Origin of the sequence: Marinobacter sp., from assembly GCF_044799475.1 — a bacterium.
Classification (GTDB): Bacteria; Pseudomonadota; Gammaproteobacteria; order Pseudomonadales; family Oleiphilaceae; genus Marinobacter.
On sequence record NZ_CP085217.1, the window covers coordinates 3,096,170 to 3,111,162 of the forward strand.

The window sequence follows — 14,993 nt, forward strand, 5'->3', positions numbered from 1 at the left end:
AGAGGAAGTTTCAATGAAATATACTACATGAAGAGTTGACGTTAAGTGACTGACTCTTAAGGCATGTCGGAGTCAGAAAAAGGCCATCTTGTGCTGTAAACGGTGATTTTCTGCTCACTTTTCAGAACAGGGAGATACCTGATGAATGATTCTTCCAACCAGCCCAATGCCGCAAATTTCCGGATGGTCTCTGCCCAGGCGGGCGGCTGGGTTGGCGACGCCGCCAGCCTGGGACTGCACTGGCTATACGACAGCGACCGCATTCAGCAGGTGGCCCCGGAGCGCCCGGAATTTCTGGTGCCGGACCCGGACTATTTTGAGGGTGGATTCGGCTTTTTCGCTCACCCGGGAAAACGGTCTGGTGACATAAGCCATTATGGCGCTGCCACTTGGGTCCTGCAGCAGAGCCTCTGCGAAAACGGAGGGCGGCTTGAGGTCCGTGATTACCAGAGACGTTTCCGGGCTTTCTTCGGCCCTGGTGGCCAATGGCAGGGGTATATCGACAATCCCACCCGCATAACGCTGGACAACCTCAGCCGCAACGAGCAGGGGGCCATAGACAGGGCAAGGGCCCACGAAAGCGGGCTTTCCGAAAAGCAGCAGAAGATTCTGGTTCAGAAGGTGTTGCCCTACACCCGCCGGCTGAGCGGCGACCAGCTTCGCGAGCCCGTGCGCAAGGCAATTGCCATGACTTACGAGAAGTCGAGCGTTCAGGAAGCCGGAGTAGCTCTGGCAGAAACCATCGATCAACAGCTCCAGCCGGAAAGCGGAGCGGACGATACGCAACTTCCCGCGGTATCCAAACTGCCGCCTCTGGTTGCCTGCTACACCGGCAGGCCTGACCTGCTGGTGGTGGTCGAGGCCGCAGTGCGGGTGACGAATCATAACGACGAGGCTGTGGCCTGGGCCAGATGCGTTGCGGTTCTGCTGGACGCGCTGTATCAGGGCAAACCAATGACAGATGCGCTTGACCTCGCCCAGGAACAGGGCCCGGATGTCGAGAAGCTGAGGGATGCCCGGAATACCAGCCGTCTTGATGCACTATCAGCGGGTGATCGGTTTGGTCGCACCTGCTACCTGCACGAGGCAATGCCCGTCATCTTTCATATCCTGAGTCATGCTGGATCCTTCGTCGAGGCCATCCGCGCCAACATATACTGCGGGGGTGATTCCTGCGGCCGGGCCTGGGTCATCGGGCCGGCCATGGGGGCGGTCTCCAGGCCAGGAAGCGAGTGCGGCGTGCCGCTGAGCTGGCTTGCCAGAGTTCACGAGTCTTCATCGATGATGAAAGAGGCAGAAAACCTGATCGGTCCTGAATTCGCAGGAAAAAGCTAGCTGTCAGGGAGCAACAGCAGAAGTTTTATGAAAGACGGGGATCAGGCCCTCGCGGGAAGACGTTTGTTACATTCAGTATCTTTTAGCCAGGGAAAAACCTGAAGGGGAAAACCAGATGATCCTCGAATGGATATCCCGCCGCATCGCAGCGTTTCTCACGAAACGGGTGGGCACCCAGTCCGTAACCACGACGGAGTTTGAGGCACTGAGGGGCTCACTTACGCCTGGCGATGTGCTGCTGATCGATGGCGACACCAGGATCAGCAGCATCATCAAGTATCTGACCCAGTCAACATGGTCCCACTCGGCCCTTTACCTGGGGCCTGACGCGGGTCTGCCGACCGGTGAAGACGGAGAGCCCCACGTCTTGATCGAGGCGGACCTTGAGGATGGCATACGCTCTCTCCCGCTTTCGTTTTATCGCGATGACCATAGCCGGGTCTGTCATCCGGTGGGTCTGGACCAGTCGGAAATTGATAGCATCGCGGAATATTCAAAAAAACGCATCGGCCATCAGTACGACATGAAAAATGTTGTCGATCTGGCCAGGTATCTGGTGCCCCTCCCCGTTCCAGGCAGATACCGTCGCAGAATGCTTGCGTTTGGCAGCGGAGACCCGACCCGGGCAATCTGCTCCTCTTTCATCGCGGAAGCCTTCCAGAATATCCGGTACCCGATTCTGCCGGTGATCAAAACCCTGCCCTCGGATGACCCGCGCTGTGTTCGCTGCGAAAAAGAACTCTTCAGCATTCGTCACCACTCCCTCTTTACACCGAAGGATTTCGATTCCTCTCCCTATTTCCAGATAGTCAAACCGTCCCTCACTGAGAATTTTGATTTCCGGAAAATCGACTGGGAAAAACATGAGCGAAAAAACCGGGAATCCATAATTCACTCACGTGATCGTTGAACCAATATTTCATCTATGCCATTTTATATTACCGTCGATTAATGAGACCTGAGAGGCCTATCCCTTGCCGCACCTTAGATATGGGCTATTGATTCCGCTCTTTCTGATTGCTGGAACCTCCGAATCCCTCGCCCGCGAAAAATCCTTACGAATAGAGCTCCAGAACGATCTCTTCTTCAGGTCCGATAACCAGTTTACCAACGGCCTTTCGGCGGTCCTTTCGTCGCCCCCGGAAGCTTCTCTCGAACTCACAGGGGGTACACCGGCCTTTGGCAAGAGCCTGTTTGGCTGGATGCTTCCGGATGACGGAAATCTGACCTGGCGGGAAAGCTGGACGATTGGCCAGAATCTCCAGACTCCGGATAATATTTCCACCGAAAGGCTGATCCTGGACGATGTTCCTTACATCGGCATGCTCGGTTGGGGCAACAGTTTTTATGGCTTCAACGATAGTGAATTCTGGGGGGTCCAGTGGCTTTTCGGCTGGGTCGGTGAGCCGGCGCTGGGGGAAGAAGGCCAGAGCACCATACATAACCTGCTGGGAAGTGAGAATCCGGACGGGTGGGACAATCAGCTGGACTTTGAGCCTCTGCTCAACGTCTATTTCTCCAGGAAGCACAAACTGGTCAGGAAGAGCTGGTTTGACGTTGCTGTCACAGGAGACCTTGCTGCAGGCAATTTTTTTACCTATGTTCAGCCAGGCCTTGAATTCAGGCTTGGCAATCTGCCGGAAGGCTTCACCTTTCTGCCCGGCCCGGTAGGCCGCAACCTGGACTACGATGCTGTTCTCAATCCCTCGCCCCAGCACCGGTTCTATGCATCAGCCACTCTCCGGTTTACCCATTTCCTGTGGGCGCTGCCGCGGGAGGGCAACCTGCTGGTGGACAATACCTGGACGGACGACAACGTGATTGATATCGAAAGGAATGTGGGGCAGGCCGTTTTCGGATTGCACTGGGAGGGACGGGACTGGGGAGCACATCTCTCCTTCTGGGTCTCAACGGATACAATCGCAGATGTTAACGGCCAGACAGATCGTGACAACAGCTTTGGAGCGCTTATGCTCGAGCGGCGATTCTGAGCCAGACTTACCGGTCAGGCTTCCCACGGGCCGGACATAGGCCCAGGCTGCAGCGTTCAGTGAATTCCTGCTAGAGTTTTTGACTGTATCTGTCAGGGACCAGAGCCCAACTCTGCTATTCAGCATCGAACAGCCAAATCAAGGACCGTTAATGCGTTACCTGATCTATATTTCCACGATTGTCCTGTCCGTTCTGTTTATCATCCTTGCACTGGCCGGCCAGCCCTACTGGTGGGTAGCATTAGCCGTGACCGTGCCACTCGCGCTCCTTGGCACTGCGGACTTTTTCCAGAGCAGACACACGCTCCTTCGCAATTATCCGCTGATCGCCCATTTCCGCTGGCTATTTGAATCCATCCGCCCTGAAATCCGCCAGTACCTTCTGGAGAGCAATACCGACGGCGCTCCCTTTCCCCGCAATCAGCGGTCCCTGGTTTATCGTCGTGCCAAGGCGGTAAACGACAAATTCCCGTTCGGCACCGAGCAGGACGTTTACGCGGTTGGCTACGAATGGCTGAACCCGTCACAGGCGGCTAAACAGAAGCGGGATCCGGACTTCCGGGTCAAGGTGGGCAATAGCCAGTGCAAAAAACCCTATTCCGCTTCGGTATTGAATATTTCCGCCATGAGTTTCGGTTCGCTCAGTGGAGCTGCCGTGCGGGCGCTTAACAAGGCAGCCAGCATGGGCAATTTTGCTCAGGACACGGGAGAAGGTGGCATCAGCCGTTACCACCGTGAATTTGGCGGTGACCTGATCTGGGAAATTGGCAGTGGCTATTTCGGATGCAGAACCGAAGATGGGAGCTTCTGTCCCGAACGGTTCCGCGAGCAGGCCTGCGACGACCAGGTGAAGATGATCGAAATCAAGCTCTCCCAGGGGGCCAAGCCCGGACATGGGGGTGTGCTGCCTGCGTGCAAAGTCACGCCGGAAATTGCCGAGGCGCGACATGTGGGGCCCTGGGAAGATGTGATTTCACCCTCCTCCCACAGTGCCTTTTCCACCCCGATTCAGATGATGCAGTTCATCGCGCAGTTGCGCGAGCTGAGTGGGGGAAAGCCCGTCGGCTTCAAACTCCGCGTCGGCCATGGATGGGAATTTCTGGCCATCTGCAAAGCCATCCTGGAAACGGAGATTCGCCCCGACTTCATCGTGGTTGATGGCTCCGAAGGGGGCACTGGTGCAATGCCGGCCGTGCTTTCATGTTTTCGATTGGCTGCATTCAGTCCCAGAGTTGCCACGCTGACCGCTGCCCAACCGGAGTGACCACCCAGAACCCCTGGCGCCAGCGGGGTCTGGTGGTGCCGGAGAAGGCCCAGCGGGCGTATCAATATCATCGTGGAACCATGATGGCCCTGAGCGAAGTAATAGCCGCCACCGGCGTGGAGCACCCCCGTGAGCTGACGCCCAGCCATGTCTGTCATCGCAACAGCAGTCAGCTCGTGGAGGGCATGGATTACTTTTACGACTGGCTGAGACCCGGGGAGCTCCTTGAAGGTTGTCACAACGAGGCCTTTCGCAATGCCTGGGCCACGGCTCAGGCTGCGAGCTTTGCACCAACGGCACGCCCCTGGCACCCTTAGCCGGCCGCCGACAGGCTTCGGCGTCAAAGCCGCTCCTGAATAGCCTCAATGAAACCATACATGTCCACCACCTTTTCGGAGTCCGGGTCGGTGGTCTTACCTTTCAGGTCCGCAGTGATAATGCCGTCGGCAACCGTGTCCTTCAGAGCTTTCTTGAACCTGCCTGAATATTCCGCCAGTTCTTCATTGCCTTCAAGCTCCCCAAGGGTTTCCAGAGCGTTGCCCATGGCATAGATCAGCGCCGAGGGATTGAAGTGGGCCTCCTTGCCACCGCTTTCCTTGTACTTCACGTAAAGGTCGTGGGCGGTGCCATGGGGGGCCTCAAACAACAGGGTGCCGTCTTTGCTTTCGATAATTGAGCTGGCAGTAGCCAGGCTCCCCCCCAGCGCCGCTGAAATATCCGAAAAAATGTCACCATCCAGGTTCTGTGACGGATAGAGGGCGTTTCTCGGCGGATCGGTAATCATTTTTATGAGCTGGCTGGAGGGGCGCATGATCATGAATGAGGGTGGCGGCGTGTGCTGCTTTGCCAGTTCACGGCGCACTTCGGTGATCACGTTGCTGAAGACGTCATCGTATTCCATGTATTCCCGCTTGAGACCGAAATAGACTTCTTTCTCCTTGCGGGACGCATCCCGGAATACCTGACTTACCCAGTTCTTGATCGCAATGCGATCATTGCTCATGAGCAGCATGGGGTCGCCTTTTTTAACGTGCCGCGCGTGCCTTTCCACGCCATCCACAACCACCTTCACGATGCCATCTTCCTTCGCCGGCGCGTTATAGCTTCCGTATTGATCGCCACCGCCGGCGCTCATCCTTGAGATGGACACATGAGCCCGGCGAGTGGGTATGCCATGCAGTTTCAGCTGATTTACCAGTTTGAAAAGCTTGCGTCCGGTGGTGTTGTCCGGCACGCCCCAGAGGGCCCTCTCTGGAGGATTGGAGACAATCCTTGCTGCCTGGGCATCGATCAGTTCGTAGTGGAACCTGAGACCCAGATCTTCCACCTGTTGCCGGTAATCTTTCCTGTACACATCCTCGATGATGGATCGCATGACACCATCATAGCCGGGAATCACCGTGTCCTTGAGACCGAGGTAGATATCCCTCTTCTCACCGATGGCGCGCCGGAAAAACTGGTGCGCCCAGCTCCTGATGTCGGCAGTATGGTTGGTTGCCAGCAGCAGCGGATCGTCTTTTTTGATCTCCCGCCGGTGCAGCTCCTCCGGGTCGCCACTGCTCCCTACAAACATGAGCTTGATAATTCCGGTGGCACGGGAGAGTTCATTGAAGCTGTCCTTGATCCCACCGTTGTTCATTGTGTCGACTTCGATGTCACGGCCGATCCAGTCGGGACGCCGCACCTCGATGTTGCGGAACTGAATGTCCTCCCGGGTGATATTCCCGCCAATGCCCTTTCTGATGGCCCCGTTTGGTGACTTGATGGCGAGAGGGTCAAGCGAGGATTCATCAATCTCAGGGTGTTTTGCAAGCAACTCATCCAGCTGAGCCCGGTTCACGGTGACTCCGGCGTTCTTGATGCCAACCCCGTATTCCCTGAGTGCTTCTATCGCGTCGGTCACCGCTTTTCCATTGGTGACCAGACGGTTTTCGGCGGACAGGTCGATTTCCTTCAGCTCAATGTCCAGGCGGGAGGTCACAAAGGTTTTCAGCAGCTCTTCGAAGGCCACCTGGGCCATTTCATCACCGTGTAGGATAACCAGGGGTGATTCCACCTTGATTCTGCTGCCCATCATCTTCTCCTTGCGTTTTAGAGGTCTCATCAACCATAAAGGCGGGTTTATTCAGGGGTCAAGGCGACCTTGAGCTACCCATGTCCCTTCTCAGATTTCATGATCAGCGTTCAGATTCTCCTGCAGTTCCCGGACAAGATCCCGGACAAGTTCGGCTGTCCCCAGTGCCCGCGCCTGGCCGACGCCTGTTCCTGCCCAGTGGGCAGCGAATTCCTCACTGCCGTTTTTACTTGCCGCCCGGTGAAGGGCCTTGGCAGCATCATAAGCCACAGGGTAGTCAGGTAGATCCGGGGCGGTTGAGACGCCCACCTCATGGTGCATCCGGTTGATCAGACCCCGTGCCGGCCGGCCGGAAATGGCGGCAGTGATCTGCGTCCCGCCAGGCCGTGCATCCATCAGCGCCTGCCGGTAACCCCCATTTGCCGAGGACTCGGGACAGAGAACAAACGCAGTTCCCAGCTGGGCGGCGCAGGCGCCTGCCCGGATTGCCCTGACAATGCCGTGACCGTCCATGATGCCGCCAGCGGCTATTACCGGAATCCGTGTGCTTTCCGACAGACTTCGCACCAGGTCCTCCATGTGCAAGCCAGGATCACCAAGTGCCGGCCTGAACATGCCCCGGTGGCCGCCGGCTTCCAGGCCCTGGGCTACAATGGCGTCCACACCGGCCTGTTCGATTCTCCTGCCCTCTTCGACAGTGGTGGCACAGGCCAGAAGATGGATGCCAGCATCATGGAGGGCCTGAATGTGGCTGGCTGGAGGCAGGCCGAAATGGAAACTGACGAAAGCAGGTTTTTCGTCCAGCAGTACCTGCAACATCTCCGGGTCAGTGACAAAACTTTGGTAGATTTCCCGCAACCCGGTCGGTGGCGTCGCGCCAAACGCCTCAAAGAATGGTTTGAGGTGTGTGAGCCAGCGAGTCTCCCTGCCGGCATCCAGAGTGGCAGGTTGATGACAGAACACATTGACGTTGAAAGGCTTAATGGTGAGCGCCCGGGTATCGGCAATCATCTCCCTTGCTTTGCCTGGGGTTGCGGCGCCTACGCTGATGGAACCCAGGGCCCCGGCGTCCGATACAACGGCGGCCAGTTCCGGTGTTGAAACCCCTGCCATGGGGGCCTGGATAATGGGGTAGTCGATGCCTGGCAGGGCGGTCATATGGGTTGCCATGATGGTGCTCTCCAGCTTTTGAATTTGGTAAAGGATTAACCCCTCCCACTCTCCGGGATCAAACCGGACACCAGATCGGAGGGTCAGACCGAGGGTCGGCAAACGGGATTCAGAGATCCAGATCCAGCTTCCGGAGATTCAGGGAAGCCTTCAGCGCCTCATATTGCTCCCGGTAAACAATGGCTCCAAGCGCCATGGTCGCCTTGGCCGCCATCCGGCCGAACTGCTCACGGATGGTCTCGGGAACCCGGCTATTGGCTCTCACACTGAGGATTTCCGCCAGTACTGTTCCCATGGCCAGAATGGCGTCGATCCGGCTGTCTTCTTTTCCCAGCTCCATGACACTGTGGGCCAGGATTTTCGCATCGTTGATTATGACGCGTTCTGCCGGCTGCAGGCCGCTTCCGCCAAAGGCGATGAACTCACGGTAACGCCCTTCACGCTTTATCAAAAAGGACTCACGGATCACCGGGTCTTCCCCGTCCTCAACTGGTTCTGCTCTGGTGAGGCCATGAAGACGAAAGTCCACCTCTCCCTCTTTCCGCTTGCGCTCATAGGCCGCCTTTACGTCGGCGCGGGCAATATCAGAGGTCGCCTTTCTTGCCAGCGCGGCAACTTCCTCAAAAGCCTCTTTCTCAAGCACATCCAGCACCAGGCGGATGGCGTGAATCGCCTCCATGATGTCCAGCCAGACCTCGGCCTCTGCTTCTTCGGGACTGGCCGGCAAGCGTCGTTGAATCGAACGGGCTGCAAAAAAGGCCTTTTCCACATCGTGTTCATCCAGCTGATTTTCTCTCGCCGCGACGCTGACACCGTAATCGTTCAGCTCCTCGATCAGGCCTGGTACCAGAAGCAGCAGATAGTATTTGAGTCCTTGCGGAATTTCCGTCATGGGGAATACTCCTGCGGATCACTGGGATGAGATCAACCCGGATACCTCCCAGGCCATGCCCTTTACCTACAGTTTAGAGGGTATTCCAGGGTAGTGCCGGGGGTGTCTCCAGGGCTTCCGCGATCCGGTCCAGAGCCTGCCCCAGAATGTCGCGGGACGGGGCTGCGCTGAGACATAGCCGGAGGGCCTGGGGCGCGGCCGCGCTACCTACGCAAAATGGCTCGGCGCTGGTAACGCGGACTCCTGCGTGCTCAAGGCTGGCCTGCATGGCGGCACTTCGCAGGCCAGGGGGAAGCTTCAGCCACAGATTGGCTCCATGGGGGCGGCCCTGTATTTCAAAGCTCGCCAGCCGCTCCCGAGCCAGGCGCTGCCGGGCCCCAAGTTCTTCTGTCTGCCAGGCCAGTAAACGCCCCGCATCGCCACTACTTACCCAGCGGCAGACGGTCTCGATCATCAGCGGGGGCACCATCCAGCTCTGGGCCCGCAAGGCCCCTCCCATACGCTTCAGAAGCAGTTCTGGCACTTTCATGGCACCAATCCGCATTCCGCCCCCCAGTATCTTGGCGGTACTGAACAGGAACAGGGTCCGCTCCGGCGCCAACTCATGCATCGGCGTGCCCCGTTCGGCTTCGGGGAGATACTGGACACCGTCCTCAAGAATCAGGAAATCATGCCTGCGGGCCAGTTCTGCCAGCTGGAGCCGTCGCGTTTCGGAAAGCATGATGCCAGTAGGATTGTTCTGATCGGGGGTCACATACACAAGTCTGGGAGGCTGCTGGGCGCAGATCCGCTCCAGTGCGTCTACATCCATGCCCTCGTCGTCCAGGGGAATCCCCAGCACCTTGATGTGGGCCTGCTGGGCAGCGCTGATCAGCCCCGGATAGGTAAGGGCATCAGCAGCAATCCTTTCTCCCGGCCGGATCAGCGTGTGAAGGGCCAGGCTGATGCCGTGCTGGCCGCCCTGGGTAATCAGCAGCGTGGCGGGGTCCACGGGCATTCCCAGGCGTCCCATCCAGGCAGCCAGCTGTTCCCGGTGGGCCGGTGTGCCCTGTTCGCTCTGATATTCCACCGAGCGGTGCAGGGCGTCGATGTCTTCAGTGATCGCCCGGAGCGCCCGCCCCAGAGATTCTGCCCGTAGCTGGCTGGGCGGTGGCAGACTCAGGCTGAGATCAATCACTCCATCACGAGCGTCGCTCAGGGCGAGAAAATGAGCTCCTGTATTTCCGTCACTGCTGCGCACGTAGGTGCCACTGCCAACTCTTGCCTCCACCCAGCCCCTGCGTTCTGCCTCTGCATAGGCTCGGGTAATGGTTCCTGTCGTCACTCCAAGCTCGTCAGCCAGACGGCGCTGGGGCGGCAGTTTTTCCCCCGGGGCAAGACGGCCGTCAGCCACCGAGTCCGCGATGGCCTCAGCAATGGCGCGGTAACGGGGGCCTTCAGTTGAAAGATCCGGCATCCACATTGTCATGGTGACAATAAAATCCTTTATGGAGACAATTTATAGCTTTATTGTAGTGGTCCCACAGATCAATACAACCATTTTCATTATTGTATGGGTACATTTAAATGGAGACATTAGCCTTCCTCGGCCCATCCGCGCTTTTCATGGTATCCATGACGATTACGCCCGGCCCCAATAACGTCATGCTCACAGCCTCAGGGGCAAACTACGGCTTCATACGCACCCTGCCCCACATCTTCGGGATACTGATTGGGTGTTTTACTCTTTTTACCGCCATAGCCCTCGGCCTCGGCCTGCTGTTTGAAACCTGGCCGATGATGCACAACCTGCTTCGGATCCTGGGCAGTGCCTACCTGCTGTATCTCGCCTGGCGCATAGGCACTGCGCCGCCTCCGGACCTCCGCCGCAAAGGTGAGGGCCGGCCTTTGACCTTTCTTCAGGCTGCCGCTTTCCAGTTCGTCAATCCCAAGGCGTGGGTGATGGGGCTGGCACTTATTGCGGGCTTTCTGCCCCAGGGTGGAAGCACTCTGCTTAATGCGCTTTTGCTGGTCGGATTTGCCGAGTTGATCGCCCTGCCCTGCATTTCCCTCTGGGCAGGATTTGGACTGGCGATTGGGCGTCTCCTCAAAACACCCAGGGCCTGGCGCTGGTTCAACGGCATCATGGGCGGAATGACAGCGGCCTGTGTGGTGTTCATTCTGGCCTGAGCTTCTGGGCTGCCTTTGACAAATCGCTAATAACCCCGGGGAACTGGTTGGGTATAGGATGATCAAACATCATTCAAGATCGTCCATCAGGCTCCGGGAAAGTTTATCAATGACCTATGCAAGAATTGCCGGCACGGGTTCTTATCTGCCAGAAAACATAATGACCAACGAAGACATGGAAAAACTGGTGGACACCAGTGACCAGTGGATTCGTGAACGCACGGGGATCGAGCAGCGTCACATTGCCCGTGATGATGAAACCTGTGTTGATCTGGCGGAAAAGGCGTCGCGGCTGGCCATTGAGGCAGCGGGCATCACCCCGCAGGACATCGACCTGATCATCTTCGCCACTTCCACCCCCGACAAGATCTTCCCGAGCTCGGCCTGCATTCTGCAGGCCCGTCTTGGTATCCACGGGTGCCCGGCGTTCGACATCCAGGCAGTGTGCAGCGGATTTGTCTATGGGCTCTCCGTGGCCGACAAGTTCATCAAGACCGGTAGCAGTCGCAAAGTTCTGGTGGTGGGTGCTGAGGTTTTTTCCCGCATCCTCAACTGGGAGGACCGGGGCACCTGCGTGCTGTTTGGGGATGGCGCCGGCGCGGCTGTCCTTGAGGCCAGCGAGGAAACCGGAATTCTGTCGACCCACATTCACGCCGACGGCCAGTATGAGAACCTTTTGTGGGTCCCTTATGGCATCTCGGATGGCTATGACAAGGTCAAGGCAGGCAAGGCCTTCGTGGAAATGAAAGGCAGTGAAGTTTTCAAGATCGCCGTGAACACGCTCGGCAAAATCGTGGATGAAACCCTTGCAGCCAACAATATGCACAAGTCCGAGATTGACTGGCTTGTGCCCCATCAGGCGAATCTCCGGATTATCACGGCTACAGCCAAAAAGCTGAGCATGTCCATGGATCGGGTGGTGGTAACGGTAAATAAACACGGCAACACGTCAGCCGCCTCCATTCCCCTGGCGCTGGATGCCGCGGTGCGGGACGGTCGCATCAAAAGGAATGAGATACTGCTGCTGGAAGCCTTCGGTGGCGGCTTCACCTGGGGCTCGGCCCTGATTCGCTACTGACTATCGGCAGGCTACTGGCCTGCCTTTTCCCACGCACCCTCCATCGGAACAAGGCAGGTCATCAAGTAAAGCCCGTATTCCCGGAATTCCGCCTGAGAGTCGATCAGTTCCGGCATGTTGCGGGAGGTGATCTGCTTGCACTCGGCCCTGCGCTCTTCTGCCTTTTCCATGCAGGCATCGAAACTCGCGGAATCCGTGGCTCCCTCTGTCTTCTCAAAACAAAGACCTTTCGCCTTTTGAGTAAAAAAAGCCAGCACCTCCTCCTGGGTGGCGGGGTTGGCGCGGAGGTCAGTGAATCGCGAGGGGCTGAGATCCATCGCAGGCCGGCTCTGGTCCCAGAGCATATAACCGATGGCCACCGCTACCAGAATCACGGTTGCATAGGGGAACTTCATGGGACTTACCTCAATTCTGGATGCGCATTTGCGCGATCATTTCACCGCTCGCCATCATACCGATTAACAGGATGCTCGTCGCTTTCTGCTCCACATCTGCAACCAGTCACTTACTCCAGATCTTTCAGGTTTTTCTTCAGGGTCGCCGGCTTGACCGAATGCCGGTGCATGCCCTGCCAGGGATCCGTTTTGCTGCCGAGCCGCTTTGGGATATTTGAAAGTGTGTAGCTCCGGGGCCCCAGGTCTGCGTCATCAAGTTCGTCCCAGTCCAGCGGTGTGGCGACAGGTGCGCCCTGCAAAGCGCGAACAGTGTAGGGAGCAACTGCCGTCTGGCCAAAAGCGTTACGCATGGCATCCAGATACACCCGCCCCTTGCGCTTTGCCTTCCGCTGCTCGGTAGTGAAATCATCCGGATGTTCATTTGCCAGCCAACGGGTGAAGCTTTTGGCCATCTCCCGGACCTGCTCAAAATCCGCCTCGGGGCGGAGAGGTGCAACCACGTGGAGGCCGCTGGAGCCAGTGGTCATTACAAAAGGGGTGAGGCCCATCTCTTTCATGGCATCTCCCAGCAGCTGGGCACCCCTGCGAACCGGCTCAAAGTCCCTTTCGGGCGGGTCCAGATCAAACACAAGGATGTCCGGTTGATCGAGGGTCTCTTTACGGCTCAGCCAACGGTGCAGGGTGATAGTTCCCTGATCGGCCAGAAAGACCACCGAAGCCCGGTTCTCTGCCAACGGATGGTCCACATGGCCGGTTTTGCCCCCGTGATCCACCTCGAAGCTGCCAAACCAGTCCGGGAAATGGTCTTCCCGGGACTGCTGGAAAAAACCATCTTCTGCGATTCCGTCAGGGTAGCGGTGAAGGGTAAGGGGGCGGTCCTCCAGATGGGGCAGCAGGGTGTCCGCCACCTGTTCGTAATAGTCCACCAGATCACCCTTGGTGATTCCATCATCAGGGAAAAGGACCTTGTCCAGATTAGAGAGCTCAACCCTGTGTCCGGATAAACGGCGTTCAGTCATGATCCGTCTCCTGTCTGTTCTCTGGTGACATCTTCCGGGGCTTTGTCATCACGGAGGCCCAGGTAACGGGGATGGCGCAGACGGCCGTCTTCCGTCCACTCTGTAAAGCCTATCTCTGCCACCAGTTCGGGTTTTACCCAGTGCACGCCCTGTGTTCCCTCTTCGCCCCCTTCATCCAGCGGAGAAGTCTTTCTTTCCCGTTTTTGCAACTTTTCATGAAGGAATTCCAGCGTATCTTCATCAAAACCGGTGCCAACACGACCGGCATAACAGAGCTTTCCTTGCCGGTAATAGCCAAGGACAAGCGATCCGAAGCCTGTTCGTTCGCCCTCCGGGTCGGTATAGCCCACAACCACCAGCTCCTGCTGATTGACGCATTTGAATTTCAGCCATTTACGGGACCGGCCTTTGCGGTAGGGAGATTCGGCATCCTTGGCGATCACCCCTTCCATGCCATTTTTGCAGGCTTCTTCGAGAAATTTCTCACCCTCTTCATCCCGGTGACGGGTGAAGCGGACAGGATCGCTGAATTCGATCACATCCCTGAGAAGCCGTTTCCGGGTCCGCAGTGGCAGGTCGGAAAGATCGTAACCATCGAGGTAGAGCAGGTCGAACAGATAGTAGTAAACCGCAATATCCGAGGCCCGGGCCTCGTCCTCATCACGAATCTGCATGCGCTTCTGGAGTCGGGAAAAACGGGTTACATCCCCTTCGAAGGCGACTACCTCGCCATCGGCAACAAAGGAAAGTGACTGCTCTTCCAGTGCATCCCGGAGCTCAGGGTAAGTTTTGTTCAGCAGCCGTGGCTTACGGGAATAAAGATTGGTGGATTTGCCGTCGTGAAACGTCAGGCACCGCTCCCCATCCAGTTTGGGCTCGAAAAGCCAGTCCTCTTTCGAAAAGTAGTCCTCCGTCAGCGTGGCCAGCATGGGCTCCACCTTCTCCGGCATTGAGGTCTTCCTGAGACGGTCTTTTTCCCGCCCGTTCAGGGAATCCTTCCAGTCAGTCATCGTCCCCCTCCTCCGCAATTTCGTCCATGTCCCGGCCAGACTTGACCGACTCATTTTCCGTTGAGGTGGGCTTGCGGCGGGCGTCGGCTTTTTCATCGTCCATCTTGATCAGCAGCCACTGAGGCTTTTTGCCGCCGCGGAAGCGTTTAAGGGCGTAACCGCCTTCAATCTTCTCCCCTTTTAGCCACACCTCAATCAGACCAGCCTTGTGGGATTCCGCCATGCTGCTGTCCTTTTCCTTGTCGGCCCGCAGGTTACTGTAGGTCCCTCTGTCCCATACCATGACAGTCCCTGCCCCGTATTCGCCCTCGGGAATAACGCCCTCGAAGTCTGCATAGTCCAGGGGATGGTCTTCCACCTCGACCGCAAGCCGTTTCTCCGATGGGTCCATGGACGGGCCCTTTGGCACAGCCCAGGATTTCAGTGCACCGTCAATGGCCAGACGGAAATCGTAATGCAGATGACTGGCGTCGTGCTTCTGGATCACGAAACTGTTTTTGCCAGCGCTCCCGGAGCTATTTCCCGAGGGCTCGCCACTTTTTTCGAGGTTTCGCTTTTTGTCGTATTCACTTTTGTCCGATCCCATTCCGGAATCC

Annotated in this window: 13 protein-coding genes and 1 pseudogene; 6 read left to right on the forward strand and 8 right to left on the reverse strand. The window is 57.2% G+C overall.

The window, feature by feature from the left end:
* Positions 1 to 141: 141 nt before the first annotated feature.
* The 4 genes and pseudogenes from LG327_RS14325 to LG327_RS14340 all read left to right on the forward strand — a co-directional run bounded on the left by LG327_RS14325 (position 142) and on the right by LG327_RS14340 (position 4,907).
* Positions 142 to 1,335: an ADP-ribosylglycohydrolase family protein gene (locus LG327_RS14325; RefSeq protein ID WP_404362876.1), complete on the forward strand. Its 1,194-nt coding sequence runs from the start codon at positions 142 to 144 to the stop codon at positions 1,333 to 1,335.
* 115 nt (positions 1,336 to 1,450) lie between these two features.
* Positions 1,451 to 2,245, forward strand: a complete 795-nt coding sequence (locus LG327_RS14330; RefSeq protein WP_404362878.1) for a lipo-like protein — start codon at positions 1,451 to 1,453, stop codon at positions 2,243 to 2,245.
* A gap of 88 nt (positions 2,246 to 2,333) precedes the next feature.
* On the forward strand, positions 2,334 to 3,326 hold the full coding sequence (locus tag LG327_RS14335; RefSeq protein WP_404362880.1) for a lipid A-modifier LpxR family protein: 993 nt from the start codon (positions 2,334 to 2,336) through the stop codon (positions 3,324 to 3,326).
* A 151-nt stretch (positions 3,327 to 3,477) separates the two neighbouring features.
* A pseudogene (locus LG327_RS14340) lies at positions 3,478 to 4,907 on the forward strand (FMN-binding glutamate synthase family protein).
* Positions 4,908 to 4,930: 23 nt separating this feature from the next.
* Here the strand turns inward: LG327_RS14340 and LG327_RS14345 are convergent.
* The 4 genes from LG327_RS14345 to LG327_RS14360 form a co-directional block, all read right to left on the reverse strand.
* Entirely contained in the window at positions 4,931 to 6,664 is a 1,734-nt protein-coding gene (locus LG327_RS14345; RefSeq protein WP_404369443.1) for an isocitrate/isopropylmalate family dehydrogenase, read from the reverse strand.
* A 90-nt stretch (positions 6,665 to 6,754) separates the two neighbouring features.
* A complete protein-coding gene (locus LG327_RS14350; protein WP_404362882.1) occupies positions 6,755 to 7,834 on the reverse strand; it encodes an NAD(P)H-dependent flavin oxidoreductase in 1,080 nt (359 codons plus the stop codon).
* Between the two features lie 109 nt (positions 7,835 to 7,943).
* On the reverse strand, positions 7,944 to 8,726 hold the full coding sequence (locus tag LG327_RS14355; RefSeq protein ID WP_404362884.1) for a hypothetical protein: 783 nt from the start codon (positions 8,724 to 8,726) through the stop codon (positions 7,944 to 7,946).
* A 73-nt stretch (positions 8,727 to 8,799) separates the two neighbouring features.
* Complete coding sequence (locus tag LG327_RS14360) at positions 8,800 to 10,194, reverse strand: PLP-dependent aminotransferase family protein (protein WP_404362886.1); 1,395 nt, start codon at positions 10,192 to 10,194, stop codon at positions 8,800 to 8,802.
* A 98-nt stretch (positions 10,195 to 10,292) separates the two neighbouring features.
* Here LG327_RS14360 and LG327_RS14365 point away from each other — a divergent pair, with 98 nt between their 5' ends.
* Both LG327_RS14365 and LG327_RS14370 read left to right on the forward strand, forming a co-directional pair.
* Positions 10,293 to 10,895, forward strand: coding sequence for a LysE family translocator (locus tag LG327_RS14365; protein ID WP_404362888.1), 603 nt, complete (start codon positions 10,293 to 10,295; stop codon positions 10,893 to 10,895).
* 109 nt (positions 10,896 to 11,004) lie between these two features.
* Positions 11,005 to 11,973, forward strand: a complete 969-nt coding sequence (locus LG327_RS14370; protein ID WP_404362890.1) for a beta-ketoacyl-ACP synthase III — start codon at positions 11,005 to 11,007, stop codon at positions 11,971 to 11,973.
* 11 nt (positions 11,974 to 11,984) lie between these two features.
* Here the strand turns inward: LG327_RS14370 and LG327_RS14375 are convergent, their stop codons facing one another.
* The 4 genes from LG327_RS14375 to LG327_RS14390 form a co-directional block, all read right to left on the reverse strand.
* A complete protein-coding gene (locus tag LG327_RS14375; protein WP_404362892.1) occupies positions 11,985 to 12,368 on the reverse strand; it encodes a hypothetical protein in 384 nt (127 codons plus the stop codon).
* 110 nt (positions 12,369 to 12,478) lie between these two features.
* Positions 12,479 to 13,387 (reverse strand): non-homologous end-joining DNA ligase, encoded by a 909-nt coding sequence (gene ligD, locus LG327_RS14380; RefSeq protein WP_404362894.1) that lies wholly within the window; start codon positions 13,385 to 13,387, stop codon positions 12,479 to 12,481.
* Entirely contained in the window at positions 13,384 to 14,397 is a 1,014-nt protein-coding gene (gene ligD / locus LG327_RS14385; protein ID WP_404362896.1) for a non-homologous end-joining DNA ligase, read from the reverse strand. Before ligD (LG327_RS14385) ends, ligD (LG327_RS14380) begins: the two co-directional genes overlap by 4 nt.
* Positions 14,390 to 14,983 (reverse strand): DNA polymerase ligase N-terminal domain-containing protein, encoded by a 594-nt coding sequence (locus LG327_RS14390; protein ID WP_404362898.1) that lies wholly within the window; start codon positions 14,981 to 14,983, stop codon positions 14,390 to 14,392. Before LG327_RS14390 ends, ligD (LG327_RS14385) begins: the two co-directional genes overlap by 8 nt.
* Positions 14,984 to 14,993 lie beyond the last annotated feature (10 nt).